General features: G+C 40.7%; 22 protein-coding genes. 2 read left to right on the forward strand and 20 right to left on the reverse strand.

Going from position 1 to position 23,563, the window contains the following annotated elements; genetic code table 11:
- Positions 1–124 precede the first annotated feature (124 nt).
- The 6 genes from C6W18_RS06095 to degQ all read right to left on the reverse strand — a co-directional run bounded on the left by C6W18_RS06095 (position 125) and on the right by degQ (position 4,946).
- Positions 125–514, reverse strand: coding sequence for a hotdog fold thioesterase (locus C6W18_RS06095; RefSeq protein WP_034317162.1), 390 nt, complete (start codon positions 512–514; stop codon positions 125–127).
- Positions 515–540: 26 nt separating this feature from the next.
- The gene (gene comA, locus C6W18_RS06100) at positions 541–1,182 is read right to left on the reverse strand and encodes a two-component system response regulator ComA (protein WP_058013793.1); all 642 of its coding nucleotides are present in this window, start codon (positions 1,180–1,182) and stop codon (positions 541–543) included.
- 80 nt (positions 1,183–1,262) lie between these two features.
- On the reverse strand, positions 1,263–3,569 hold the full coding sequence (locus C6W18_RS06105; RefSeq protein ID WP_105926683.1) for a sensor histidine kinase: 2,307 nt from the start codon (positions 3,567–3,569) through the stop codon (positions 1,263–1,265).
- Between the two features lie 13 nt (positions 3,570–3,582).
- Positions 3,583–3,753 carry a competence pheromone ComX gene (gene comX / locus C6W18_RS06110; RefSeq protein ID WP_034317154.1) on the reverse strand — a complete coding sequence of 57 codons (171 nt, stop codon included), beginning with the start codon at positions 3,751–3,753 and terminating at the stop codon, positions 3,583–3,585.
- Positions 3,731–4,654, reverse strand: coding sequence for a polyprenyl synthetase family protein (locus C6W18_RS06115; protein WP_105926685.1), 924 nt, complete (start codon positions 4,652–4,654; stop codon positions 3,731–3,733). Before C6W18_RS06115 ends, comX begins: the two co-directional genes overlap by 23 nt.
- Before the next feature lie 151 nt (positions 4,655–4,805).
- Positions 4,806–4,946: a degradation enzyme regulation protein DegQ gene (gene degQ / locus C6W18_RS06120; protein ID WP_003213123.1), complete on the reverse strand. Its 141-nt coding sequence runs from the start codon at positions 4,944–4,946 to the stop codon at positions 4,806–4,808.
- A gap of 505 nt (positions 4,947–5,451) precedes the next feature.
- Here degQ and C6W18_RS06125 point away from each other — a divergent pair.
- On the forward strand, positions 5,452–5,805 hold the full coding sequence (locus tag C6W18_RS06125; RefSeq protein ID WP_034317148.1) for a YuzC family spore coat inner layer protein: 354 nt from the start codon (positions 5,452–5,454) through the stop codon (positions 5,803–5,805).
- A gap of 128 nt (positions 5,806–5,933) precedes the next feature.
- Here C6W18_RS06125 and C6W18_RS06130 read toward each other — a convergent pair whose 3' ends face one another.
- From C6W18_RS06130 to C6W18_RS06170, 9 genes are all read right to left on the reverse strand, one after another.
- A complete protein-coding gene (locus C6W18_RS06130; RefSeq protein ID WP_105926687.1) occupies positions 5,934–7,160 on the reverse strand; it encodes an EAL and HDOD domain-containing protein in 1,227 nt (408 codons plus the stop codon).
- Positions 7,161–7,299: 139 nt separating this feature from the next.
- Positions 7,300–8,769 carry a nicotinate phosphoribosyltransferase gene (locus C6W18_RS06135; protein ID WP_034317142.1) on the reverse strand — a complete coding sequence of 490 codons (1,470 nt, stop codon included), beginning with the start codon at positions 8,767–8,769 and terminating at the stop codon, positions 7,300–7,302.
- Positions 8,770–8,786: 17 nt separating this feature from the next.
- Positions 8,787–9,338, reverse strand: a complete 552-nt coding sequence (locus tag C6W18_RS06140) for a cysteine hydrolase family protein (protein ID WP_105926689.1) — start codon at positions 9,336–9,338, stop codon at positions 8,787–8,789.
- Between the two features lie 60 nt (positions 9,339–9,398).
- Positions 9,399–9,806, reverse strand: a complete 408-nt coding sequence (locus C6W18_RS06145; RefSeq protein ID WP_105926691.1) for a YueI family protein — start codon at positions 9,804–9,806, stop codon at positions 9,399–9,401.
- Between the two features lie 27 nt (positions 9,807–9,833).
- Entirely contained in the window at positions 9,834–10,082 is a 249-nt protein-coding gene (locus C6W18_RS06150) for a YueH family protein (protein ID WP_034317134.1), read from the reverse strand.
- Between the two features lie 94 nt (positions 10,083–10,176).
- On the reverse strand, positions 10,177–10,398 hold the full coding sequence (locus C6W18_RS06155; protein WP_034317131.1) for a spore germination protein: 222 nt from the start codon (positions 10,396–10,398) through the stop codon (positions 10,177–10,179).
- Positions 10,399–10,500: 102 nt separating this feature from the next.
- Positions 10,501–10,722 carry a spore germination protein gene (locus C6W18_RS06160; RefSeq protein WP_003213446.1) on the reverse strand — a complete coding sequence of 74 codons (222 nt, stop codon included), beginning with the start codon at positions 10,720–10,722 and terminating at the stop codon, positions 10,501–10,503.
- Between the two features lie 65 nt (positions 10,723–10,787).
- Entirely contained in the window at positions 10,788–11,891 is a 1,104-nt protein-coding gene (locus tag C6W18_RS06165; RefSeq protein WP_034317128.1) for an AI-2E family transporter, read from the reverse strand.
- Between the two features lie 182 nt (positions 11,892–12,073).
- The gene (locus tag C6W18_RS06170; protein ID WP_099681761.1) at positions 12,074–12,310 is read right to left on the reverse strand and encodes a YuzF family protein; all 237 of its coding nucleotides are present in this window, start codon (positions 12,308–12,310) and stop codon (positions 12,074–12,076) included.
- A gap of 180 nt (positions 12,311–12,490) precedes the next feature.
- On the opposite strand from C6W18_RS06170, the gene C6W18_RS06175 reads away from it, so the two are divergent.
- Positions 12,491–13,975 carry an esterase/lipase family protein gene (locus C6W18_RS06175; RefSeq protein WP_105926693.1) on the forward strand — a complete coding sequence of 495 codons (1,485 nt, stop codon included), beginning with the start codon at positions 12,491–12,493 and terminating at the stop codon, positions 13,973–13,975.
- Here the strand turns inward: C6W18_RS06175 and C6W18_RS06180 are convergent.
- The 5 genes from C6W18_RS06180 to essC form a co-directional block, all read right to left on the reverse strand.
- On the reverse strand, positions 13,972–14,505 hold the full coding sequence (locus C6W18_RS06180) for an HD domain-containing protein (protein ID WP_099681759.1): 534 nt from the start codon (positions 14,503–14,505) through the stop codon (positions 13,972–13,974). The genes C6W18_RS06175 and C6W18_RS06180 overlap by 4 nt on opposite strands.
- A gap of 336 nt (positions 14,506–14,841) precedes the next feature.
- A complete protein-coding gene (locus C6W18_RS06185; RefSeq protein ID WP_223251667.1) occupies positions 14,842–15,585 on the reverse strand; it encodes a (S)-benzoin forming benzil reductase in 744 nt (247 codons plus the stop codon).
- A 99-nt stretch (positions 15,586–15,684) separates the two neighbouring features.
- Positions 15,685–16,152, reverse strand: coding sequence for a type VII secretion protein EssA (gene essA, locus C6W18_RS06190; protein WP_223251649.1), 468 nt, complete (start codon positions 16,150–16,152; stop codon positions 15,685–15,687).
- Between the two features lie 7 nt (positions 16,153–16,159).
- Positions 16,160–19,057, reverse strand: a complete 2,898-nt coding sequence (gene esaA, locus C6W18_RS06195; protein WP_105926698.1) for a type VII secretion protein EsaA — start codon at positions 19,055–19,057, stop codon at positions 16,160–16,162.
- Complete coding sequence (essC, locus tag C6W18_RS06200) at positions 19,054–23,529, reverse strand: type VII secretion protein EssC (protein ID WP_105926700.1); 4,476 nt, start codon at positions 23,527–23,529, stop codon at positions 19,054–19,056. Before essC ends, esaA begins: the two co-directional genes overlap by 4 nt.
- Positions 23,530–23,563 lie beyond the last annotated feature (34 nt).

A 23,563-nucleotide genomic window follows, 5' to 3' on the forward strand; every position in this document is an offset into this window, starting at 1 on the left:
AACGAATAAAAAAGGACCTAACATGTTAGGTCCTTCATTTATTTCTACCGAAGAAAAGATTCAAATATCAATTTTATCGCTCAACAAACCCTAAAAAAAAGCTTCCGCTGCACCGGGAGCTTTTTTATATGCGATCAATGACAGCAAGTGTGCATCTTGAGGTACAGATGTGCCGGTCTCGATCATCTTTTATATCGATTTGAAATACCATTGTACGACGCCCTACATGTACAGGAACAGCTGTCGCTGTCACCACTCCATCACGTACAGATTTTAAATGATTGGCATTGATTTCAATACCTGAGCAAACCTGCTGAGTTAAGTCTAAATGAGCGGCAGCCCCCAAGCTCGCCACCGTTTCTGCTAGAGCAGCAGATGCTCCTCCGTGCAGTAAGCCAAATGGCTGTTTCGTTCGGTGATCAACCGGCATTGTCGCAATGCATCGTGACTCATTGCACTCTACAATCTCAATACCCAGTGCCTCAAGCAGTGTATTTGATCCACTCACATCCATCATCAATGCCCTCTCCCTTCACTCGTTTACAGCACACTTTCAGATTTTGCAATTAACACCGCTTCTGTTCGAGATCCGACATTCAGCTTATTAAAGATGGAGGTCAAGCTGTATTCAATCGAGCGTTTGCTCAAATGAAGCACATCGGCAATCTCTTGGTTCGTGTAGCCTTTTTCCACTTCTCTGAGGATTAGACACTCTCGCTCTGTTAACAGCTCGTGATCGGTCTGCTGCGCCTGTTCTGGCTTTTCTTGCTGCTGTGAAATTAATTTCTTTAAATAGGATAGCTGAATGACAACTTCTCCTTGCAATGTACGGTGTATGTATTCAATAATTTTGTCTTTTGTCTCTGTTTTACTAATTGCACCATGCAATCCAGCCCGAATGGCCTCTTCAAAATAATCATCCACTTCATACCCGGTATAAATGATAATTTTCACTTGTTGGTTTGTTTCTAGAATTTGTTTCGCAATGTCCATTCCATTGATATCCCCGAGATTTAAATCCATCAAAATCACATCATAGATGGAAAAGTCATGCGTCTTTAAAAAGGCGGCTTCTGCATCAGGACTTAAACAATCAACTGATAACTGCTGATCTGATTCTAATATGCTTTTTGTCCCTTCCATGACAGCCGGATGATCATCAATGACCAATATCTTCTTCATGTCTTCCTCCCTTTAAATCACTCACTTCCATTTTATATAAAAGACTTGGCAGATGCCAAGTCTTAATCCTTAATAAATCGTTACAATTCCATTTCAATTTTCACCTTGAGCCCTTTTTCGGGGGCTGTGTGAATTTGAAGCTTACCATTTAACGCCTTGACTCTTTCCCTTATGCCTGAAAGGCCCATGCTTCTCGTATGCTGATCAAGCTGGCTTACATCGAAACCTACTCCGTCGTCCTCGTAATGCAGGACAACCTGATCTTTTATACAAATGAGCATGACTAAGACTTGGTTGGCTTGAGAGTGTTTCAAGGCATTGGATAACAACTCCTGAACAATCCGGTAAATATTGAGCTGGGAGTCAATATCAATGTCCAGCTCTTTATCAAAGCGTGTCGTATTCAGTCTAATATGAAACGGTGCTTCCTCTTGAATTTGAGAAATTAGCTTCGATATCGCCTTCACTAAACCTAAATCATAAAGCAACTGCGGCCGAAGTTCATGACATGTTTCTCTCGTGGTTTGAATCACCTTAGACATTTGTTCATTCCATGAGATCAATGAATTTTCAATAGATGTTGGGCATTGGTTGTTTTGGAAATTGGTTAAGAACATCTCGGACTGTCTCTTCAGTGAAATCAAATCCTGCAACACAGAATCATGAAGATCCCTCGCTAAATCTGAGCGCTGCTTCTCTTCCATCGCAAACATAATCTTTTTCAGCCAAGCAGGATTGGCTTCACGCTGTTTCAAATCCTCCAGATGCTCCATCAGTTCTTCGATCTTGACGACATTTTCTAAACTGACACTTGTGTAAAATGCCAATGTTTTCAGCCATGAAATTTCATCGCGGGTCAGCTTAGGTGTCCGTAAATTAGATAAACAGCAAATCACAAACGAGTGACCGCCCCGCTCACCAATTTTCATCATGAATCCTTTATCCAACCCGATGATTTTACCAACTTCACCCAAAATATCTTGAAATTGATCCACATAATCTTTCCATAGCTGGCTTTCTTCTATTGATTCATCAATTTCAACAATTTGTCCATCTGCCTTCACTTCAAGCACAAAGGCTTTGTTCACAACTAGTACTTCTAAGATGGTGTATTTTAAATGATACAATACTTGATGAAGTGATGACGCCTCACGAATAAGCTGTGTAAATTTAAATACACTATCCTGATAATTATGCTTCTCTGAAAAACGCTTCAATCGAAAACGGAAATCGATAATTTCTTTAAAGTAGAAGACGGTGAGCATAAGAATGTACGTGATAATCGTAAATTTCACTGTATAGAAATTTGCATTTGGCTTTTGAATAAAATCAAAAATAACAACCACTAGTATTGTTGGTGTAATCGCTAAAAAACCGTAGTATTTAATCCTCCCCATAAAGAAATCAACATTATACAGCTTATTTGACATAAATTGATAGACTAAGAAAAAAGGAATTAAAAGAACAAACGATGCAACAACATAAGGTGAAATAAAATATATACCAAAAAAATAAGGAATGATAAAAAATAGCATGAACGGACTGAATGCTGAGATTAAAATGAGTGCAAATGCTCGAAGTACATTGCTGACTTCATTGTCTTTCAATTTTTTAGCAGCCCTTATAGTGATAATAATCGAAAGGAAAGCCAGAACAAAAAATGAAAGTAAATTGACATATGCTAATAGATCTACTGGTCCTGCTTTATTTTTATAGAATAAAACTAATAAAACGTTAGTAACTGGAACTAGATACAAATAAAAAAGAACTCGACGACGAATAATTTCTGTTCCTAATTCTTTTAAATATTGATACATAAAGTGCATATATAGTGGAGGTACACTATTCATTGTAACGATTACAAGAATACGACTGATAGCCTCTCCTTTTCCAGAACCACCAGAACTTACATAACCTATAGACACCGCCAAAAGAAATAAAGCTAAAATATAAGCTGACTCTTTTTGGTTTGCTTTATTCATTTTTAAAATCATAAATATACAAAATAGACAGATGGAATAAAGAATGACTGGTATTAGATAAATAAATAGATTCGCTTGACTCAATAACCTTACATTCTCTAAATCAATTTTATCACCATGTCTATCAACGACTAAACTTTTAACATTAGCTAAAAAACCTCTTTTAACTTCTTCAACTGGTTTTTTATTCCCATTCACTTCAAGTATGATATCGCCTTTCCTAACTCCAGCTAGATAGCTATCTGTAAAATTATCGACATCCACTACCTCAAGTTGACCGTGACTATTTTCCTTAACAGCTGCTCCAACAAAAATATTAAATACGTTGATATAAGAGATGTAAATCACATAGATGAAGCTAAGGATAACTAATATAACTGTTAACTTAGAGTAAAACTTTCTCATAATATTTATCTACTCAAGCAGTTGCCCATATGATTGCTTTAATAACATCTTCTTTCTGGAATCCGTCAACAATAATACTTGCAGTTTCTTGATCAACGTGAAGCAATGATGCGTTCCCATTAACGATTTGATTTAATGTTGAAGGATTCTCCACTAAATAACTAACCAATTCCTGAATTTTCATCTTCTCCATCTCCAATTAAAAAAAGTATCAGTTTTTTCTTTTTTGAAGCCTCTAAATGTAGTTTCTTGAATGCTTCTTTAAACTTATTTCTGAGAAGGTTTCTCATAATAAATACATATTGTTGAGCACCAGATTTTTTTAATTTATCCTTTAATTCTTCAGAACCGAAGCTTTTATCCATTGATTGAAAATAACTGAGCAAGTCTGAACTGGATAGATTAAATTCATTTTTTAAATATACTAGCGGTAATGTTTGCATTCTTTTAAAATCAGTATTATCTTTATTAAAAAGACCTAAATAGTCATTTTCAAGCTGTTCTGCCATTCCTAGATAATAAGCATACTCTTCTACTTTCTTCTCAAAAGAACCTGTCGCCAAAATAACCCCCAGTACACAGGGTAATACAAACAGTGATCCTGCCTTTAACTTCATGATATTTAAACAATCCTGCTCATTCTCCGGCTCCAGTGTCATATCCATATGCTGCCCTTGCATTGACTGAATGGAATAGGAATATACACTGTTTAACAGCTCTGTTGCATGGTCAAGCTTTGAAAAGACCTCAAAACTCAATGTAAAAAGAACATTCGCCGCATTAATCGCAATTCCGCTCTTACGCTTCATCCAAGGATACGAATCATTGTCCTGATCTTCAATATCATCTAATATATCGGCTGATAATATGAGAAGTTCAATCCCTGCTGCCAATTGTGTAATCGCTCGCTTGTCTTGTCCGCCAAATGCCTCATAATGCTGGTAAGCCAATTGACCAAGAGGAAATTCATTCTTTATATCTGTAAATTCGAGAAGCAGCTTTTGTAAATCATTCTGTCTGACTGCACGTTGAATAAAATCAGACATATTCTGCTTGATTTTTGTATTATCTAGATAGTTTAGCATACTCGGTCTTGTACCTCACCCTCTCGCCTCTTATTTTACTAAAAAGAAATAAGTAAATGTCCACTGACATCACTATTTAACAATTATATAATAATATATCCTTTTTTTGTATGTATTTGGATAAAAAAAAGACTTGATGGTTATCAAGTCTTTAAGAAATTTTCACATATTCATATTTGTCGTATTGATCAATGCTTTTGTTAATGTTATGAAGAGAAGCCGTTGTTTCTCTAATTTCGTTTTCAAGTTTCCATAATAATTGTTTAAGTTCTTCGATTTCATACTTTTCCATCGATTCCACTCTCCTTTTTTGGAAGATCAATGTATTTGTGTATGGTGATTGGGTCATAAGTATTTGATCTGTTACTAACAGTGTAAATGCTATTGAGTATTTTTTCACCGAAAAGTATGCACAAAATGTGTGCGTGATACCGCAAAATTCAATAGGTCTTTTTTCATCATTTTCTGACTTTTCAAATCATACTTTTATCTCAATTTCAAAGGAATTGCGTCATTTTCGCGACAAGAATAGGCATCATTCGTCACACTTCTCTCACAATAGAACATACGATCCCTTCCGTATCCTCGGTTTTACGTGGCATAGGTCAGACGACAGACTCTACTGTGGACACCGCAATTTTTTGGCGACATTCACCGAAATTGACCGCAAAAATACCTATTTTTATGATGAATTTCCAAAGATAGAAAGATCATTTTGATTCTTTATTCTGATTTTCTACATACATTTAGAACAGATATCCGTCCAATTTCACTTCAATGAGAGAAGAGGTGACCATGTGTTTTACTATGTTCCTTATCCTACTTTGCAGGTTCCCGCAATGAACAGTGCATACCCGCGCACGCCTATGACTTTTCCTCCAGTAGATGCCCACTCGTTTCAACGAGCCGCAAAGGAATCAGCCCGTCTTGTTGCTGATGCTTCACTCATTACACAGCAGATTTCCAGCTCGCTTTCATTTGCGCAACGAATTATGGAGGCTGCTGAACGCTCTGATACGACAAGTGTCATCCGAATGCTGAAGCAAATCGGTGTGAAAAGCAATATTGATATCCGCTTTAGTCCAGAAGGCATTCGCATCTACTTGTCTCTAACTTCGAGCAGGCTTTTTCTGCTTCTACAGTGGGGATAACAAAGAAAAGCCGCTCTGACGTGAGCGGCTTCTTTGTTAGCGTGATTTGAAAACCCTTGAAGTCTAAGAAGGAAGGATGAACACCGGAGCGCAGTCCTGCAGTCGAATACGAGGGTTTATCTACACGCTTAAGATTCAAACATTTTATGACACCATTCAATGGCTTCTATATAACAGCCATAGGCTTCTTGCTTCGGGAGATTCCCATCTAACATCTCATCATCCCATTCATTTCGTTCAATACGTTTGGCAACGTCTAACACAAAAGAATAATCATTTTCATAGCCAAGAAGTGCCTCGCCAACTTCATCAGAAAGCGGCAGCTCTTTCACAAGTTCTGTAATGTCTGCCCTGACAAGCGTATCAATGAGTGAAAACATGCCTGTCAGCATATAAGAGGCTGGATGCTCTCTTTCAGTATGATTGGCAATGAGTTCACACGTTTTCGCACGAATGAATGACATTTTGATAATTTCTTTTTGGCTTGAGTTGGCTTGGACATTCAGTTCTTTAAATGAAAGGATAAAGATCCAGCGCCGAATTTCATTAAACCCAAGCAGGATAATCGCCTGCCGGATACTCTTAATTTGATAAAGACGTCTCATGCCGCCTGAATTCAGCATTTTTAATAATTGGTATGATAGCGAAAGGTCACTCTCAATAAAATGTGTCACTGTCTGGATATTCGGTTGTTCCTTGCTTAGCTCATTTAAAAGCTGATGGTACGCATGGAAGCTAGTCGATAATGCTCGTCCTGATATCACGTGCGGCTCACTAAAGAAATACCCTTGAAACAGATGGAAGCCGGCTTCTAGCGCTTCTTCGTATTCTTTTCGCGTTTCTACCTTTTCTGCAAGGAATCGAAGTCGATACTTTTTATATATATTCAGAATATCTCTTCGCTCTTTCGATGTTGTCTTCAGAAAATCAATTTTTAAAATATCAATGCAATAGAGGAGTTCGTCAAGCAACTTGTCACTAAAATGCGTTCCGTTAAGAAAGAAATCATCGAGTGCAATCGTATATCCCCATTTTTTTAATTGCTTACATCTCATAATAAGTGCCGGGGTAATCGGTACATTTTCTAATATCTCGACCACAAGCTGATGCGGATCAAAATAGGTGAGCAGATCAGACGAAAGCAAGCTTTCGGTGAAATTAATGTAGCATCGTTTTCCTTCTGTGAGTGTTTCGATGCCAATGTTTAAAAAACTGTTAATAATGAGGTCCGTTGTCGCTTGATCACCATCTTCAGCGCTATATGTATTGGTTTCACTATCTCTATAAAGCAGCTCATATGATACGACTTGTTCTTTTCTGTTAAAAATAGGCTGTCTCGCAACAAACACCCTCAACTGCCCCAATCCTCCTTTATGCAATGACAAACAAGATGTGCTTTCAGTATACCAAATGATTGCCCCAATGGTTCATTTTGAACCGGTCAAAAGAAAAAAAAGAGACCATCCGGCTTGATGATCTCCTTTTCTTCCACACTTAGCTTTCATAAAGCTCTTTTTTGATTTTATTTTTCACATCATGGATAAATTGCATCTTATTATCCCAGCATTTTTGACTCAAATCGACTGGATATTCTTCTGGTTTACTGATTCGTTTGTACTCCTCCCAGAAGAGTCCGAGACTGTCCTGCACATAGGCTTGAATCGTTTGAATATCCGGATTATCATACACAAGTTTTCCTTGTTCGAAGATTGGGACGTGAAGATCCTTTGCCACAAAGTTTGTCACAAATTTGCTGATAAATGTATGCACAGGATGAAACATTTTCAGCTTATCTTCGCTTTGAACATCTTCCTCTTCAAGAGCAATGTAGTCGCCCTCCGAGTGATGATTCAATTGATTGATAATGCGGTACACACGTTTACGGCCTGGTGTTGTGACTTTCTCTGGGTTAGATGAAATTTTGATGGTGTCATTCATCTTGCCGTTCTCTTCAATCGACACAAGCTTATACACAGCACCGAGGGCTGGCTGATCAAATGCTGTGATCAGCTTTGTCCCAACACCCCACACATCAATTTTTGCGCCCTGTGCTTTTAAATTCATAATCGTGTGTTCATCCAGATCGCTTGATGCAATGATTTTTGCGTCATGGAACCCTGCTTCATCCAGCATCGTTCTAGCTTTTTTAGACAAGTATGCAAGGTCTCCGCTATCAAGTCTGACACCAATGAAGTTGATTTTGTCTCCGAATTCTTTCGCAACTTTAATCGCATTCGGAATGCCTGATCTGACGGTATCATACGTATCGACTAAAAAGACACAGTCTGTATGTGTTTCTGCGTATTTTTTAAATGCGGTATACTCGTCGCGATAGGCCTGTACAAGCGCGTGGGCATGTGTTCCTGATACTGGGATATTGAAGCGTTTCCCTGCACGAACATTACTTGTAGCCTGGAATCCACCGATCAGTGCCGCTCTTGCTCCCCACATGGCTGCATCCATTTCATGCGCACGTCTTGTTCCGAATTCTAATGCTGTCTCATCTTCAATGATTCCCTTGATCCGAGCCGCCTTTGTTGCGATCAGCGTCTGGAAATTCACAATATTGAGCAGTGCCGTTTCGATGAGCTGCGCTTCAACTAGTGTTGCTTCGATGCGCATAATTGGCTCATTCGCAAAGACAATTTCGCCTTCTCGCATTGAATGAAGTGTACCTGTAAAGGACAACCCGCTTAAGTATTCAATGAAATCGCTTTTATAACCGAGTTCATCTTTTAAATACGCAAGATCGCTTTCGGTGAAAGAGAAGTCCGATAAATATTCAACCGCTTTCTCTAAACCAGCAAATACAGCGAAGCCATTGTCAAATGGAAGCTTTCTAAAGAAGAGTTCAAAGACTGCCTTCTTTTCATGAATGCCGTCTCTCCAATACGTTTCTGCCATGTTAATTTGATAAAGATCTGTATGTAGTGATAAACTGTCGTCAATAAACCGATGCTCCAACTTCCATTCTCCTTCCCTTACTTAACCACTTTCGCACCAAGCGTCTGCTCAAAGTGAGAAAGTGCCCACTTGTGCCCCGCTTCATTAAAACTTGCCACGGCCTTCTGGTGGATCACAAGCTCAAAGCCTTTATTGTACGCATCAACAGCTGTATGAAGTACACAAATATCGGTACACACTCCGGCTAAATGAAGTTCAGTGATGCCACGCTCGCGCAGTTTCATTTCTAATTGTGTGCCTGCAAAAGCAGAGTATCTTGTTTTTTCCATATAGTAGACATGTTTTAAATGTTTTGACGTGTGAAATAGTGAACTTAGTTTTCCATAAAGTTCAATTCCCTCTGTCCCGCGAATATTATGGGGCGGAAATAACTTTGTCTCTGGATGATAAGGGTCCTCTTCTTCATGATGATCGACCGCAAAGACGACAAAGTGTCCTTCATCAATAAACGAAGAAGTGATCTCTGTGATCTTAGGTTCAATCGCCTGCCCAGGCTTTCCGCATGTCAGTTTTCCATCGTCTGCAACAAAATCAACTGTATAATCAATACAAATCAATGCTTTGCCCATCCGCATCTCTCCCATATGCTCTTTTGAATCATTATAGCCTATTCATTTCACTAGGGAAACCTATTCAACAGATTCACGAGAAAAAGCGTTTTGAAACAGCTCATCTTCTATATAGATGTGCTCTTGATTGATCGCACTTGGCGCCTCTATGACAAGACCAAAAGGCGAGTGTGCTTCGTGATGATTCACCACTTTAAAAGAGCATCCATTGGCATTTGCCATTTTGACATATTGAGAATAAGAAGCATAAGACAATTCACCATTTAAAAGAACAGTGGCTTGCCGATTGGCCTTTAATACTTTTTCTACCTCTTGATACGGTTTATTTCTTGATACCTGTCCCTTTGTCAGGACGAGAAGCGCTCGTTCCCTTAATGAACCGAGAAACATTCTTCTTTCATCGGGTTTTGTTTCAGCATGTCCAAATATCCCTTGCTGCAAATAAAAGTCTACGGATTCTTCTTTCATCGCTGTGTTCACTCCTGGTTTCTGAATTTACATTTCTGTGACCCAGTGCACAATCTTTAGTGCGAGCTCACGGGCTTCGTCTGTTTCTACTCTTTCCATTAAGGATTGTTCAAGTGATTGTTCAAGCTGCGCTTTTTCGTCCTCATACGCAATGGAAATACTCCATTCAATATCAGGTACGGCGACAAGCGTTTTATATTCTTTTTTATTTTCATGTAAATATACATTGTAGGTCTTTGGTGGCCCGCTTGTGATGTGCGCTTTTCTTATTTTCATTTGACTCTTTTCACACCTCTTTTTCTTCTTACATCCATATCCATTGTACCATAAAAAAAGACAACTTCTGAAAAGGGATCCCTTTCAAAGCTGTCTACGCATTAAAGCTCTTTTGCTGGCTGATGAGGTTTGAATCCCAAACAAACGTGACGTTTGGACTGTTGAAAAATTGGACAAAATCTCCTGCATTATAAGTGCCTGAACCACCGGCGGAGTGATCGACACTTTTTGGAGAAATTGCAAAAACATCACCGAAATGTGCAGAACCGTTTCCAATGACACGGTCAATATGAATAGGCCCAACAATAGCTGGCATCTTTCCACCACCTTTACTACCCTCATCATATGCCCAGCGCATAAATACGTGTATATCCAACATAAAAAAAGACAGCTGATACATCTTATCATCAGCTGTCTTCTATGCATTAAATGATTGAGGCTGGCCGAACAGTGTGAAGTCCCACAGCATGGTGGCATTTGGATCACTTGTGAGGGACATATAATCGCCTGAGTTAAAGGCTCCCGCCCCGCCAGTAGAGTGGTCTACGGCCAAAGGGGCAATGGCCAGAACATCACCGAAAGTAGCCGCACCGTTTCCTCCTAATGACTCGATATGAATAGGTCCAACGATTGCAGGCATCAGAATCCCCCCTATCTGCTTATGTAAATCATCTTATGCAAAAAGGGGAAATTTGTGCATCTGTCCTATACGTTTAAATGCTGTTCTTTTCGAGAACGCTGGCGCAACTGAACCAATCTCACAATATTCAGTGTGATGGCTTTGAGCAGCGCATAGACAGGGACCGCAAAGATCATGCCTAGTATTCCGCCAAAGCTTCCTGCCCCAATTAATAGCAGGATAATGGTCAATGGATGTGTGTTAAGACGTTTCCCAATGATCAATGGAGAAATGACGTTTCCATCGACTTGCTGGACGACAAGAATAACAATTACTGTTACAACCGCTTTTCCAGGCGAATCAAGAAAGGCAATGAGCACAGCTGGTGCCGCGCCAAGATATGGCCCAAGGTAGGGAATCACGTTTGTGACCGCAATGATAATGCCGAGAATGAGCGCATATTTCACACCAATTAATAAGTAACCGATAAAACAAGCAACTCCGACAAATAAACAAACAACAATTTGCCCCTGTATGTAAGCAGCAAGCGTGTCGTTTAATTCTTTGAAGATTTTCAGCCCTTCCTTGCGGTAAGGCATTGGCAAAAATTGAACGAGCTTGTCCGGAAACTTATGTCCGTCTTTCAGCATGTAAAATAAAATAAACGGAACCGTAATCACGGCAAGGGCAATATTTGCAATCACGCCAAACACCGCAGACATGCTTGAAGCAATATTTTCCGGTAAATCTTTTAATGTCGAAACGATCGTCTGTTCAAACTTTGAGACAGACACATAATCTTGATTCATCATCCAAGTAAATGTTTTAGAGTGTGAGAAGTCGTTGATAAATTTCTGCATATCCGTCACATATCCAGGGAAGCTTTTGACAAGTCCGCCTAACTGCGTGACAATGACAGGTCCGGCAGCATTGACGATGAATGTGATGAGCCCGATGAACAGGAGATAAATGATCAGGATGGCGAGTGACCTAGGAATCTTCTTGGACAAGAATCGCACAATTGGATTAAAAATGAAAAAGAGAATACCTGCCAGCAAGATAGGGACAAACAGTGTTGACGCAAATAAAATAATCGGTTGAAATAAAAACGAAACCTTTGTTGATACATACACAATGAGTAAAACAAGTAGTATTTGGAATGTCCAAAAATGAACTTTAGATTTTAACAAAGATGCTCCTCCTGTTACATATTGATCTTATTAAAAAACTACTATTCAACCCACCTTCTGTCAACTGCTTCTTGTTTTAGAACCACATTTTATGAAAAAAAAGAACAATTGGTATATCATGCACTATTTGCAGATATACATTCTGTAAGCATGAAAAAAGCAGACACCTATGCGTCTGCTTGTTACACTCTTTCACTGTGATCAGGCATCACCGACACGATTTGCTGGATCCGCACATAAAAAACTGATTTTGTCCCCGCCTCAATCACAATATGATCCGGCATGACTTCCTTCAATTTTCCACGCACAGTATCTTTTACTGTTTGAACAATCAATCTCATACCGACCACTTTCTGCAATGTTTGATAAACATATGGATCAACTAATGAAACAAGCTGTGGACTTCCTTGTTGTGCCATCCTACCTGCCCCTTTACTTGTGTATTTACCTACAGCGTATGCAATGACCCATGTGAGTGTCACTCAGCAAAACTACAACATTAATACCATATTTTTACAAATTATATTTTTTTACATTTTTTAGAAGTATAATAGATTGGTGCTGCCAACAATTTAAATCATTTGAAGAGGTGAATTATTTTGAAAAAATTAATCTGTATCGTTGCTGTCATGCTCTTTCTATCCTCTGCAAGTTATGCGTATGCAGGCACAATTGGAGATGACCCTGGAACACCAGGAAAGTGGTTTAAAGGAGAAGAGCCAGTTCAAAAAGAAGAGTCAAAACCCCCTCTTGTCTTTGTTCATGGTATTAATAGCTCTTCCTCCACTTGGTTCGATCGAAACGATATGGCAAAACAGGCTGTTCTGAACGGATACGAGAGCGCATTCATAGATTTGCATCCAGATCAGGACATGAAAAAGAATGGCAAACTATTAGCAGAAAAGCTAAAAGAAATCTATGATTTTTTCGGAAGAAAACTCATTGTGATCGGTCATAGTAAAGGCGGAATAGATACACAGTCAGCACTTGTGTATTACAATGCCCATCCATATGTTGATAAGGTCATCACACTCGGGTCCCCTCATTACGGGACGCCGCTTGCCGATTTAGCGTATAGCAAGGGCGGGAGCTGGCTTGCGCAAATACTTGGACAAAAAAGCGATGCACTCTATTCTCTGCAAACGGGTCTTATGGCGGCTTTTCGAAGTGAAACTGACCGATTAGAGACGTTTCCCAATAAATATGTCACCTATTCTGGTTCGGAATGGGGAACATTTGGCAGTGTGCTTTATTTAGGCGGCATGTATTTAAAAAGCTTTGGTGCAAACGATGGCGCTGTCACGGTAAGCAGCACAAGGCTATCATACGCAAACAATATCCTAACGGGAAAATGGGATCACTATTCGATCAAAAACGGCACAAGCATGTTCCCAGTGTTCCAACATCAGCTGCTGGCAAGCACCGCAAGCGCTGAAAATGATGATAACCCGAAACAAGAGTCAGTCTCTGCTGAGCTGAATACAGATGTTTACGTAAAAGGTGGCGAAAGTGAAAAGGATAAAACAGAAGCATTCTATGTAGAGGAAGGAACGAATGGCTTATCGATTCAGTGGTTAAATGAAAGAGAGGAAGCACAGCCGGAAATCGTCGCCCCAAATGGAGACGTCTTAACAAACCTTAAGACATCGGAAGCATCTTTCCCATATGAAGGCGCATATTCACACCATGTGCAGATCAATAAACCCGTTCCTGGAGAATGGACGATTCGATCGAATTCAGGAAAAAAGACTCCTTATTTGCTGCTTGTATCCTTTGATTCACCATTAAATGACGAAATCAAAATTGTTGCAGCGAAATCAGGGGATGCATCAACACATTCGAGCCGTCTGATCAAACGGTTAAGCAAAACAGTAGAGACCGTTTACTTTAAGGATGCACAAAAGGATCATCCACTTAAAACGAGCTCTTCATCAGCCGTTCAATTGAAAAAAGAAGGTGCTTATTCCGTCACGGTACATTACACGGGACTCACGACTTCAGGAACATCTGCGTTTAACCGTACCGTTATTCGCACATTGTATGTGGATCAGCATGGAAATATTCATGGAGACATCCCATACTAAACAGAGCGTTTCATGGGCTGAAGTGCCTGCTGCACCTTCTGATCCAAATCAGCAATTTTTTTAAGTGCAAGTGATTCATCTATTTGGCGGTAGTGATGGTGTCCACCAGGCTCTTCATCCATTTCATCTGCTTTCTTCACAATTTGCTGGAGTGTGTCCTTATGCAGGTCGCCCTCTGGCAAATAAGAATCCGTGTGAAGCAGAATCGCCAGCGCAATATCTTTGGCTGCTTTTGGTTCCTCTCCGAGCCGTATGAGCAGTTTGTGAGCCCGTTCTGCTCCTTTAATGGCATGAATATCATTGCGTCTATATGTCTCGTAATCCCATTCTCCGCCGGCAGTATACCATTCATAGTGACCGATGTCATGCAAGAGCGCTGCTTTCACAGCAAGGTCTGGGTTAATTCCTGCCTGCATCGCCAGCTTGAATGCGTGATAAGCACAAGCAATTGCATGGGCTTTTCCTGAACGATTTAAATACTTTTGAGCGACTGGATGGGTATAAACATCCATTAATGTAACCTTTCTCATGGAGACCCCTCCTTATCTATATTTTTAGCATCCTAACATATTCTGAAAAGAAACTCAAATGTTCTGTCATATTTCCTGTGAGTCTCAAGATTAGCTTATGCCAAATCAGCCGTTCTTGCTTGTACCATAAGAAAAAAGCAGTCGTTATGACTGCTTCAAAATTGTTGACAAAGGGCTAAAATGAACTTTATTTTAGCTCTTTGTCTTCTTTTTAGCGTGATATGAAAACCCTTGAAGTCCAGAAAGGCCGAGTACTGGCGCAGAGCGAACATTCGTGAACACTAGCCTGCAGGACTGACACCGAATGGGAGGGTTTGTCTTCACGCTGAGCAGTCGTTATGACTGCTTTTTCACATATTCACGTGCATCGTATACACATCCGCCAACTGGATCATCCGCTAAAAGGTCGAGCAAAATACTTGCGACTTCATTTGGACTCTTCAGTGTGCCTGTTTCATATAATTGCTGAAAACGTTCAATTTGTTCGAAGTCCTGTTTTGATGACTTCCGAATCTCTCCCTGCATATCTGTATCAATCGTCCCAGGTGAAAAGGAAAACGTGTTAATAGGATGCGCCTCGTTTTGCTGTTCCTCATGTAAAGTCCTCATAAACATATCGAGTCCCGCCTTTGAGCTGCAATACGCACTCCATCCTTTGTATGGGTTTTTAGCCGCTCCAGAAGAAAGATGAACGATTGTTTTCTTCCCTTTGAATGATTGAGTCTGTTCAGCAAATACATGACTAAGCAAAACAGGAATGACAAGGTTCAACGTATAATGCTGATGAAGCGTTTCTTGTCCGCCTTGCCCAACGCGTTTGATAGGGGTCACCATTCCAGCATTATTGACGAATAAGATGTCATCAGCGTCTACCAATGTTTGCGGGGACAGAATATCTTGAAGCCATGCGGCAGCTGCTACTTCATCTGTCAGGTCAACCTGTGTATGTGTGAGCTTTGGATCGGATATTGGTGCTGCACTTCTTGCCGCAGTGTACACATGATCCCCACGTGAAAGCAGCCGGTTCACAAGTGCTAGGCCAAATCCTTTTGATCCTCCTGTAACGATTGAAATTCGAATGACAATCCCCTCCCTTGATAACACTATTTTACGTAGTGAATCGGCTTGACATCAAGTAATCTGCATATAGAAAAGCCTGCCCCTTTTAAAAGAGACAGGCTATTTCTTTTCAGCTTTTACATTCACTTTTGGAATCAGGATGATCATCACGACGATGCCAGAGGCAATCAAGAAACCAAAAATGATAGGAAGCAGCGCTGATGTCTGCTTCTCATGATCATCGACAGAAGGTGCTGATACAGCCGAATCGCTAAAAGAGATGTTCATCTCTTTCATCATATGAGCTGGTGTTTTAGGCGGGTTCTCTTTCAGATCACTGAATAGCTGTGGAGAAAGATGCCCACCCGAAGTTTTAGGCGGTTCAGCAAAATGAATGTCTGTTTTGACTTTTGTCGTTGTTTTGCTTTGTTCGTATTTCGTTTGATCCCTCAATATACTCGAGTTAATATTGAGTTCCTTTTCCTGATATTCATTCGGCTTGACGTTTGTATCCGTATCTTCACCAGCAGCGAAAGCAGCAGGGATGAGGAGAAAAAGGGATATGACACAAAGTGCCATCCCTTTCATGAACAGATTAAGCCTCATGTGTCACATCACGTTCCTCTGTCTTATCTTTCCATAGCTTTGTCACAAGTGGTATGACCATTAAGAGGACCGTTAAAATCACTAACCCTGTGATACCCATTCCAAGATTGTCCCCATTCCCGTATTGGATCGACATATACACGTCTGTCACCGGATTTGTAAAGTGGAAATTCGGCATCACCAAATCAATTAACGGAGCGACAAAGAAGAAAATAAGCGCCGTTGCTGCCATCCATCCGGCAATAGATCCGAAAAGGAAAGCCGTGCGAATAAAGGCTGAACAAGTCACCAACAGCAAAATCGTGAAAATCGACCATTGAATGGCTTGATCATCTGCGAGTTTGTAGATGTTAAGTCCAAACAAGCTGATCATGAGCCCAACTAAAAGATTCAAAATGCCAAACAGTGCACCTTTGACCAGCATCGGAGCCGCCGCATAATACGAGCTAAAAAAGCCAATCAATAAACTGCTAATCATCACAATGATCAAAATGACTACTGGTGGTACAGTCTGCGTTTTTTCTTCCGGCACATCCCCGCTAATTTTCAGCGGGTTGGCTAAGTGGTTATACACATAGTTGCTATTGACTTGATCGCTTAATGTGTTTCCTAAAATACCATTTAAATCATGCTGAACAAGCTTCGTTGAATCTACATTCTTGCTCCAGTTTTCATTCAGCGTATCCGCCTTTTCTTGAACCGTAGTCACACTCTCTTCAATGTTATTCGTATAATCCGCCACCCCTTTTTGGCGGTCGGTTAACGAACTCATATTTTCAGAAAGACGAAGCACTTCCTGACCGATTGAATCCTGCGCACTAACGACAATGGAACTGCCTGCAAGGTCTGCCGTATACACCGCATCTCCTTGATCAGCCATTTGCTCAGCCACATTGTCCGCACTTTCAGAAATCGTATTTAATTCCTGTTCCATACTTGCCTGCTGCGTCGAGATATATTCTGCATAGCCATCTGAAAATTTCTGCATCTCATCAATAAAAGTAGACACATCATCGTTTGACGTCAGCATTTGATTTTTGAGCGTGTCCCAGTTTTCTGTTTCTTCTTTTTTGATGGAGAGGATGGACTGGATTTCCTCTCCTTTTGTGTCTAGTAGAGAAGAGTTATTAGATGGTTGATAGACATTAACCATCATCATCTCTAACTGGGCGAGTTGATTGGAATACTCCATTAATTTTTTAGTTTTTGTTGAATTTGTTTCAAACTTTTTCTCAAAAAGGTTATCCTTAAAGGCTTCACCAATCGGAGAGTTTCTGCGCTTCAGCTCTTTTACTTTGCTTAAAATAGAGGATTCCTGATTTTTGATTTCATTTGGAATCACATTATATCGATCTTGTAACCATAGGAACATCTTTTCAAGCTTTTCTACTTTTTTCGTAAGGCTCTCAAGCTCTTTACTCATCTGACTCACTTTGTCCTTCAATTGGTCATTATGAGCGGTAGCTTTTTCTTGAATCTTCTTTTTCACTTCTTCTAAACGAGTCGAGAGTGCTTTAAGGTCATCCTGAGATGAATTCGTGCTGCCGGTATCTGGCTGAGCAGGATTTTCATCGCCTTCACCTTCTTTACCATCTTCAGTAGAAGGCGGCGTCTCCTGTTCTCCTAATTGATCTGCAAGATCGTCCATTTCTGTTGAAATTTGCGAGAGCTCATTTGTTTCTTCATCTAGGTTAATCCCAATCTCTTCTGGGTTTTCATTATCTTGATCTGATTGCCCGTCATCATCAGAGTCAACTGGAGGCTCAGGCTCATCCATCAACTCTTGCCGTTTTGCCAATAGCTTCGTCTGTAAGGCTGATATCTTATTTCGATAGTCTTCTAAGTAACGATCTTCATAGTTTTTAATCAGTTCCTTCTGAGACGCCATCACAAGATCCGTTAATCCCGTTGCTTGCTTAGGAATGGCGTCCTCTCTTGACTTTTGAACAGATTGAATGGCGCTGTCTGTTGTTTTCAGCTGGCTTTGTACCCCATTCATGTCTGTTTTTAGTCCGCCCATTTGATCACTAAAGCTGCGGGCATTTTGGTTTTGAATGTCAGCGAGCTGCTTAAGCCCCTGCTGGATTTGTTTTTTGCTTGCGGATTGCGCTTTGATCAAGAGATCCTTTTGTTTGTCTTGATACTGCTGATATTGATCCACTACTTTCACAAAGTCCTTTAGCTGGCTCTTCGCTTCTTCTGTTGTACTCAAACCGTCTTTATACTGTTTTTGTGAATCGGTCATCGCATTTTTTAATTCTTCGATTTGTTTCTTCTGCTGCTGGACGGCATCAGATAGTTTGTTCGAGTTTGGCTTATAGAAGTTATACATCGTGTTTTGGAATTCGACTTCTTTGCCGACAATATGCTCAAACTCTTCTCTGACATTGCCGATTTCCTGTGACACAAAACTCCAGTATAACGTCGACATCTGTTCATTCATTTTCTTTTGCGCATTTTCCAGCTCTCTTTGCACTTTTTCTTTATTGACTGCATTGAGCTGATCTTGAATCGAAAATTGAATGGATGCCTTTTCAGGATGGTCTTTATCATAGCTCAGCACATTTTTAGAGAAATCAGACGGAATATAGAGGACAGCGTCGTACTTTCTGTTTTTCAGTCCATTTTCCGCCGCACTCCGATTGACTACGGTCCATGTATAATCGGGACGCTCTGATAATGCTGCAACCACATCCTGCCCGAAACGAGCGGTGTTTTCACTTTCGCTCGCTCCCATATCCTCATTGACCACAGCAATATTACGTGTGGCATTCTTCTTCTGTTTTGCCGGATCATCCCCAATGAGATGGAAAAATAAAACCGGCAAAACAAGAATCAATATCATAGTGGATACGATTTTGATGGAGCTTTTTTGCTGCTCTGTCATTGAACACTCTTCCTTTCTACCGCACATAAAGGAACCTGGATTTTCTTCTCTTTCCCGTTTTCAACCAAATACCCGAAGCCTGGCTGAATGTCTGGTTCTTGTCTTGCATACGGAAGCGGTATGATGTTTTGCTCTGATTTTTTCATGAGTAACATGGCATGACGAACTTGTTTGATTTCATTAGTCAATGCATCATAGCCCTTACTGAATTCGGTATGATTCCCTGATGCAATCAGGCTAAAGCCTAGGTGTGCATATGACTTCATGAAATCAGCCAATTGATCTTGCAAGCGCGGATCGATCGTCTGCTGAAAACGTGTGATGCCATCGATCACAAGTACAACTTGAGGAAATGACAACTGATCGGTCTCCCCTTGTCGTACAGCTTCAACGTATATCTCTTCCCGCACCTTGAATAAGCGGTCCATTTCCTCTGCCCATTCGGTGATATCATCCTTTGTTTCAAGGTAATTGATGTTCTCTTCTTTTGCATAATGGGAAAGACCCCGATCGATTGAATCAAAGACGGCCAGCTTTTCAGGTTTTGCCTCTAACAACTGATCAAGCATCAGTTTTGTCACATTTGTTTTCCCTCGCTGCGTTTGACCGATGATGAGGCAGTGTTTATTCTTTTTCAAATCAAAGTAAACAGGTGCCACAGATTCTTCATCTAATCCTACTGGAATGTCGTAAGGCTGTTTTTGCTCTTCTAAATGACTCTCAAGCTCCCAAACTGTCAGCTTATCAGGCAGCATTGGCACAGGCTTTGGTTTTTCAGCCTCTTGAAAGCGCTCATGAAGAAGCTGAATCTCTTGTTTCAGATGCTCAAACAATTCGAGATCGTTCTCTCCTTCAACTGGTAAGAACATTTGCGCAAAATAAAGCTCTTCCTTGTTGATAATGACTCGTCCCGGAATCGGCTCTAAGCTGAATTTCGGTCTGCCAATAATCGAATACGCCTCTCCTTGATCCATCAAGTAATGAACAATCTTTGTTTTCAGGTTGTTCATGAGTGATTGGCGCACAGCGTTTACCCGAGTCGCTGTGATCAAGAAGTAAATGCCCAAAGACTGTCCATCACGGCTCAGCTGGATAAATTCAGATTCGAGATCATGCATTTCGTCTTTGACAACGTCAAAGTTGTCGATCACGATAAAAATGAACGGAAGCTTTTTCTCATTCAAAGCATTGTACATTTTAATATGACTCATTTCTTGCTGTCTGAATAACCGCTTGCGGTATTCAACCTCTTCACGCAGACGCTTCATCGACTTTTGAATTTTCCTCATTTGATCCATTAAGAAATAATCAGCCGTGTGCGGCAGTTTGGCTAGCGGAAGCAAGGTCCCGTTTCCGAAGTCATAAATATACGCATGCCATTCTTCAGGTGAATATCTCTCCGCAAAGCTCATGAGCAGTGTCGTGGCAGCAAGCGATTTGCCGTAGCCAGAGGAACCGAAGATTCCAATATTCCCGTCTTCCATCATTTGATAAGAAAGCGGATGCTGGCTTTGCTGATCTGGCTCATCGACAAGCGCAAAATGGAAGACATGCTCTTCACTCGATGCATAACGTGTTTTTGGAATACGCTCTTCAAGCGGTGGAAGCCATGGACTCGGGAGCTTCTCAATCCCAAGCTCCTGCTGCATACGTTCAATTTCATCCACAACAGCAGAAATTTCCGTCACTGTCTCTTTTTTCACTGCCGGCTCTGTGCTTACCCCTGATAACGGGATGAGTCCAGTATCTGTCACAATGGCAATGTCATCTTCTGATCCGTAGCCATCTTCCATATATGGTGCACCGCTCCAAGCCGATTGGAACAATTCATAGATTTCATTGTTCCCTACTTGTAAATATCCCCGGCCAGTGACGGTAATCGACGCGGCATCACTATTTTTCAAAATTTCCTTACTGTCTGACGCATCTTGCACTTTTAGTGCGACCTTAAAGCGGGAGTTACTCCAAATTTGATCGTCAATGACCCCGCCTGGCTTTTGTGTGGCCAAAATGAGATGGACACCAAGGCTTCGGCCAATACGTGCGGCACTTACAAGCTCTCTGATAAAATCCGGCTCTTCACTTTTTAATTCAGCAAACTCATCAGAGATTAAGAACAAATGAGGCATCGCCTGTTCAGCCTTTTTCTCCTTATAGAGCTTCGTATAATCATTGATGTGATTCACATGATACTGATCAAACAACCGCTGTCTTTTCTTTAATTCACTTTTAATCGAGGCAAGCGCTCTTTCACTAAAGTTCTTACTGCCTTCAATATTTGTGATGGTGCCAAGTAAATGCGGAATATTTCTGAACGGCTGCGCCATGCCGCCTCCTTTGTAATCAATCAGCAGGAAGGCAACCTCATGCGGGTGAAAGTGTACAGCCAAGGATAAAATATACGTCTGTAAAAATTCACTTTTCCCTGATCCCGTTGTGCCAGCTAACAAGCCGTGCGGGCCATGTGCTTTTTCATGCAGGTTCAGGTCGACAATATCGTTTTTTCCTTTATAACCGATTGGCACAGATAATGATTTTGCTGTTTCAGATGTCAGCCACTTTTCACGAATGCCAATGTCATCTACCTGTTTGGCATGAAACAAATCAAGGAATGAGACCGTTTCTGGGATCGAGTTGGTCATTCCGACTTGATGGTCTAACGTTCTCAGTGTTCTGGCAAACAGCTCATTGTCCGAGCGTTGATGTGCATCAAGCCGGAATGGAATCCGTACTGCCTTTTTGTGCTGAATGAGAATATCTCCTTCTTCTTCGTTAATATAACGGACAAGCGTTGAAATATTTTCAGCTAAGCTTTCCTTTGTTTCTGCGGCAAAGATAATGGAGATGCCGAGGTCTGTCCGGCTGCCTTCTAAATATTCTAAAATAACATGTTCAGCAATGAGTTCATGATTTGTCACAATGAACACAAAATGAGGCGTAAAGATTTTTTTCTCTTTTTCTTCTTCTAAATCACGCTCACGTAAAATTTCATAAATTGAGGACAAAAGCTGGTCGCGTGTTTGTTCATTGTAAATAAACCCTTTACCGTATGTATGAGGCAGCTGGAAGTGCGGAAGCCATTTCATCCATTCCCAATTCTCATACTCATGTTCATTAAAGATAAAAACAAATCTCAAATCGTGATAGCTGTGCGAGAAAGCAAGCTGGCCAACAAGCTGATGAAGCTCATTTTTCACAATCGCAGGCTTTCCAATTAATCCTGTTGGACCGTCAGCAAGACCGAATGTTATCGGTACACCCTTCACCTCACGATAGACTTTTTGCATGTGCTGCGTTTGTTCCATTAAGTCATCAATGTCACGATTGGCCATATCGCCGCCGCTCGCCGATAATTCATAGCTTGATGGAACTGCACCCGTTCCAAGACGCAGCTGCAAGAAGTCGTCACTGACAAGCGTCTTTTCCCAAATACGTCCGCTAATTTCTGACGTTAAGTACTTCATTTGTTCAAAGGACGGATAATGATACGTCAGAATATATTGCTGGCGGTCATACAGCTCCTGCAGCTCTTTCCGCTTGTTTTCTAAGTAAAGAGAGTATACTCGCTGCCGTTTCTCTTCCCGTCTTTTGCGCTGTGATTTCTCTTTAAAGTATTGAACGGACGATGTAATTAACGTCATGATAAACATCGCCATCGATACAACAATAAAGATCCCGCGCGGCTGGACAAGAGCAACAACCCCCATGACAATGAGCATCACAAGCGGCGGGAGGACAACAAGCCAAAGCCCTCTGCCGTTATTTTCACTCTCCTGTGAAGGAAAACTAAATGAAACACGATCATCAGGCAGATCATAAATTAAACGCGGTGTTCGTCTGTATAAAGGGTATTTTTGTTTTGTTTCTGTGCTTGGTGGTCTTGTTTTTTCTAAACGTGTTTGAAATGGTTCATATCCTGTCACTTGCAATAAATCATCATCTTTAAGTGTAACCGTCAGAAAGTTCCAGAATAGCTCATCTCCTGCATAAATCTTTTCTGGTCTGTGGATTTGCTTTCCGTTCACATAAATCGTCTCTTCCTGAGGTAGGACATACCAAGTTCCTTCAATTTGTTCTAAAGTGAATTGCTTAGCATCTCGAAACATAGCATGAGCTTGTTCTTTCCACACATCGATCTCATCTTTCTCCTCATTTGAAAAAGACACCTCTACTCTATTTCCTAGGTAATAAATGTGTTGATCATGATGTGCATCCAGTAAAATGAGTGTGAGTGATCCAATTTCACATGGCTCATGTAGAAGTAATTTGCCTTTCTTCTTTTCTCCTTGGTAAATAAAAAAACCATCATTCGATTCATCAGGTGATAAACGAATCGCTCCTTCATCAAATGAAAGTGAAGAGATTGTCACGGTATGCTCTATTTCAGGTCCAATCACAGCTTCTCGATTGAACTGCTCATCTAAACGGACGGTTTGATAATCCTCCTCATAAAAAACCAAAAGAAGACTCAAACGCTCCACCTCCTCATAGGACAGCACCAACTGT

Origin of the sequence: Bacillus sp. LLTC93 (assembly GCF_002993125.1) — a bacterium.
In the GTDB taxonomy this organism is placed as follows: domain Bacteria; phylum Bacillota; class Bacilli; order Bacillales; family Bacillaceae; genus Bacillus; species Bacillus zhangzhouensis.

Bases quoted from the DNA above. Each gene is read 5' to 3' on its own strand.
- C6W18_RS06155 (WP_034317131.1), bottom strand. From the start codon at position 10,398: ATGCCAGCTATTGTTGGGCCTATTCATATTGACCGTGTCATTGGAAAC.
- C6W18_RS06170 (WP_099681761.1), bottom strand. From the start codon at position 12,310: ATGGCACAACAAGGAAGTCCACAGCTTGTTTCATTAGTTGATCCATAT.
- C6W18_RS06145 (WP_105926691.1), bottom strand. From the start codon at position 9,806: ATGAAAGAAGAATCCGTAGACTTTTATTTGCAGCAAGGGATATTTGGA.
- C6W18_RS06115 (WP_105926685.1), bottom strand. From the start codon at position 4,654: ATGCTAAACTATCTAGATAATACAAAAATCAAGCAGAATATGTCTGAT.
- C6W18_RS06160 (WP_003213446.1), bottom strand. From the start codon at position 10,722: ATGCCTGCAATCGTTGGACCTATTCATATCGAGTCATTAGGAGGAAAC.
- C6W18_RS06150 (WP_034317134.1), bottom strand. From the start codon at position 10,082: ATGAAAATAAGAAAAGCGCACATCACAAGCGGGCCACCAAAGACCTAC.
- degQ (WP_003213123.1), bottom strand. From the start codon at position 4,946: ATGGAAAAGTATGAAATCGAAGAACTTAAACAATTATTATGGAAACTT.
- C6W18_RS06105 (WP_105926683.1), bottom strand. From the start codon at position 3,569: ATGAGAAAGTTTTACTCTAAGTTAACAGTTATATTAGTTATCCTTAGC.
- C6W18_RS06180 (WP_099681759.1), bottom strand. From the start codon at position 14,505: ATGAGAAAGGTTACATTAATGGATGTTTATACCCATCCAGTCGCTCAA.
- essA (WP_223251649.1), bottom strand. From the start codon at position 16,152: ATGAAAGGGATGGCACTTTGTGTCATATCCCTTTTTCTCCTCATCCCT.
- C6W18_RS06095 (WP_034317162.1), bottom strand. From the start codon at position 514: ATGGATGTGAGTGGATCAAATACACTGCTTGAGGCACTGGGTATTGAG.
- C6W18_RS06140 (WP_105926689.1), bottom strand. From the start codon at position 9,338: ATGGGCAAAGCATTGATTTGTATTGATTATACAGTTGATTTTGTTGCA.
- comA (WP_058013793.1), bottom strand. From the start codon at position 1,182: ATGAAGAAGATATTGGTCATTGATGATCATCCGGCTGTCATGGAAGGG.
- esaA (WP_105926698.1), bottom strand. From the start codon at position 19,057: ATGACAGAGCAGCAAAAAAGCTCCATCAAAATCGTATCCACTATGATA.
- comX (WP_034317154.1), bottom strand. From the start codon at position 3,753: ATGAAAATTCAGGAATTGGTTAGTTATTTAGTGGAGAATCCTTCAACA.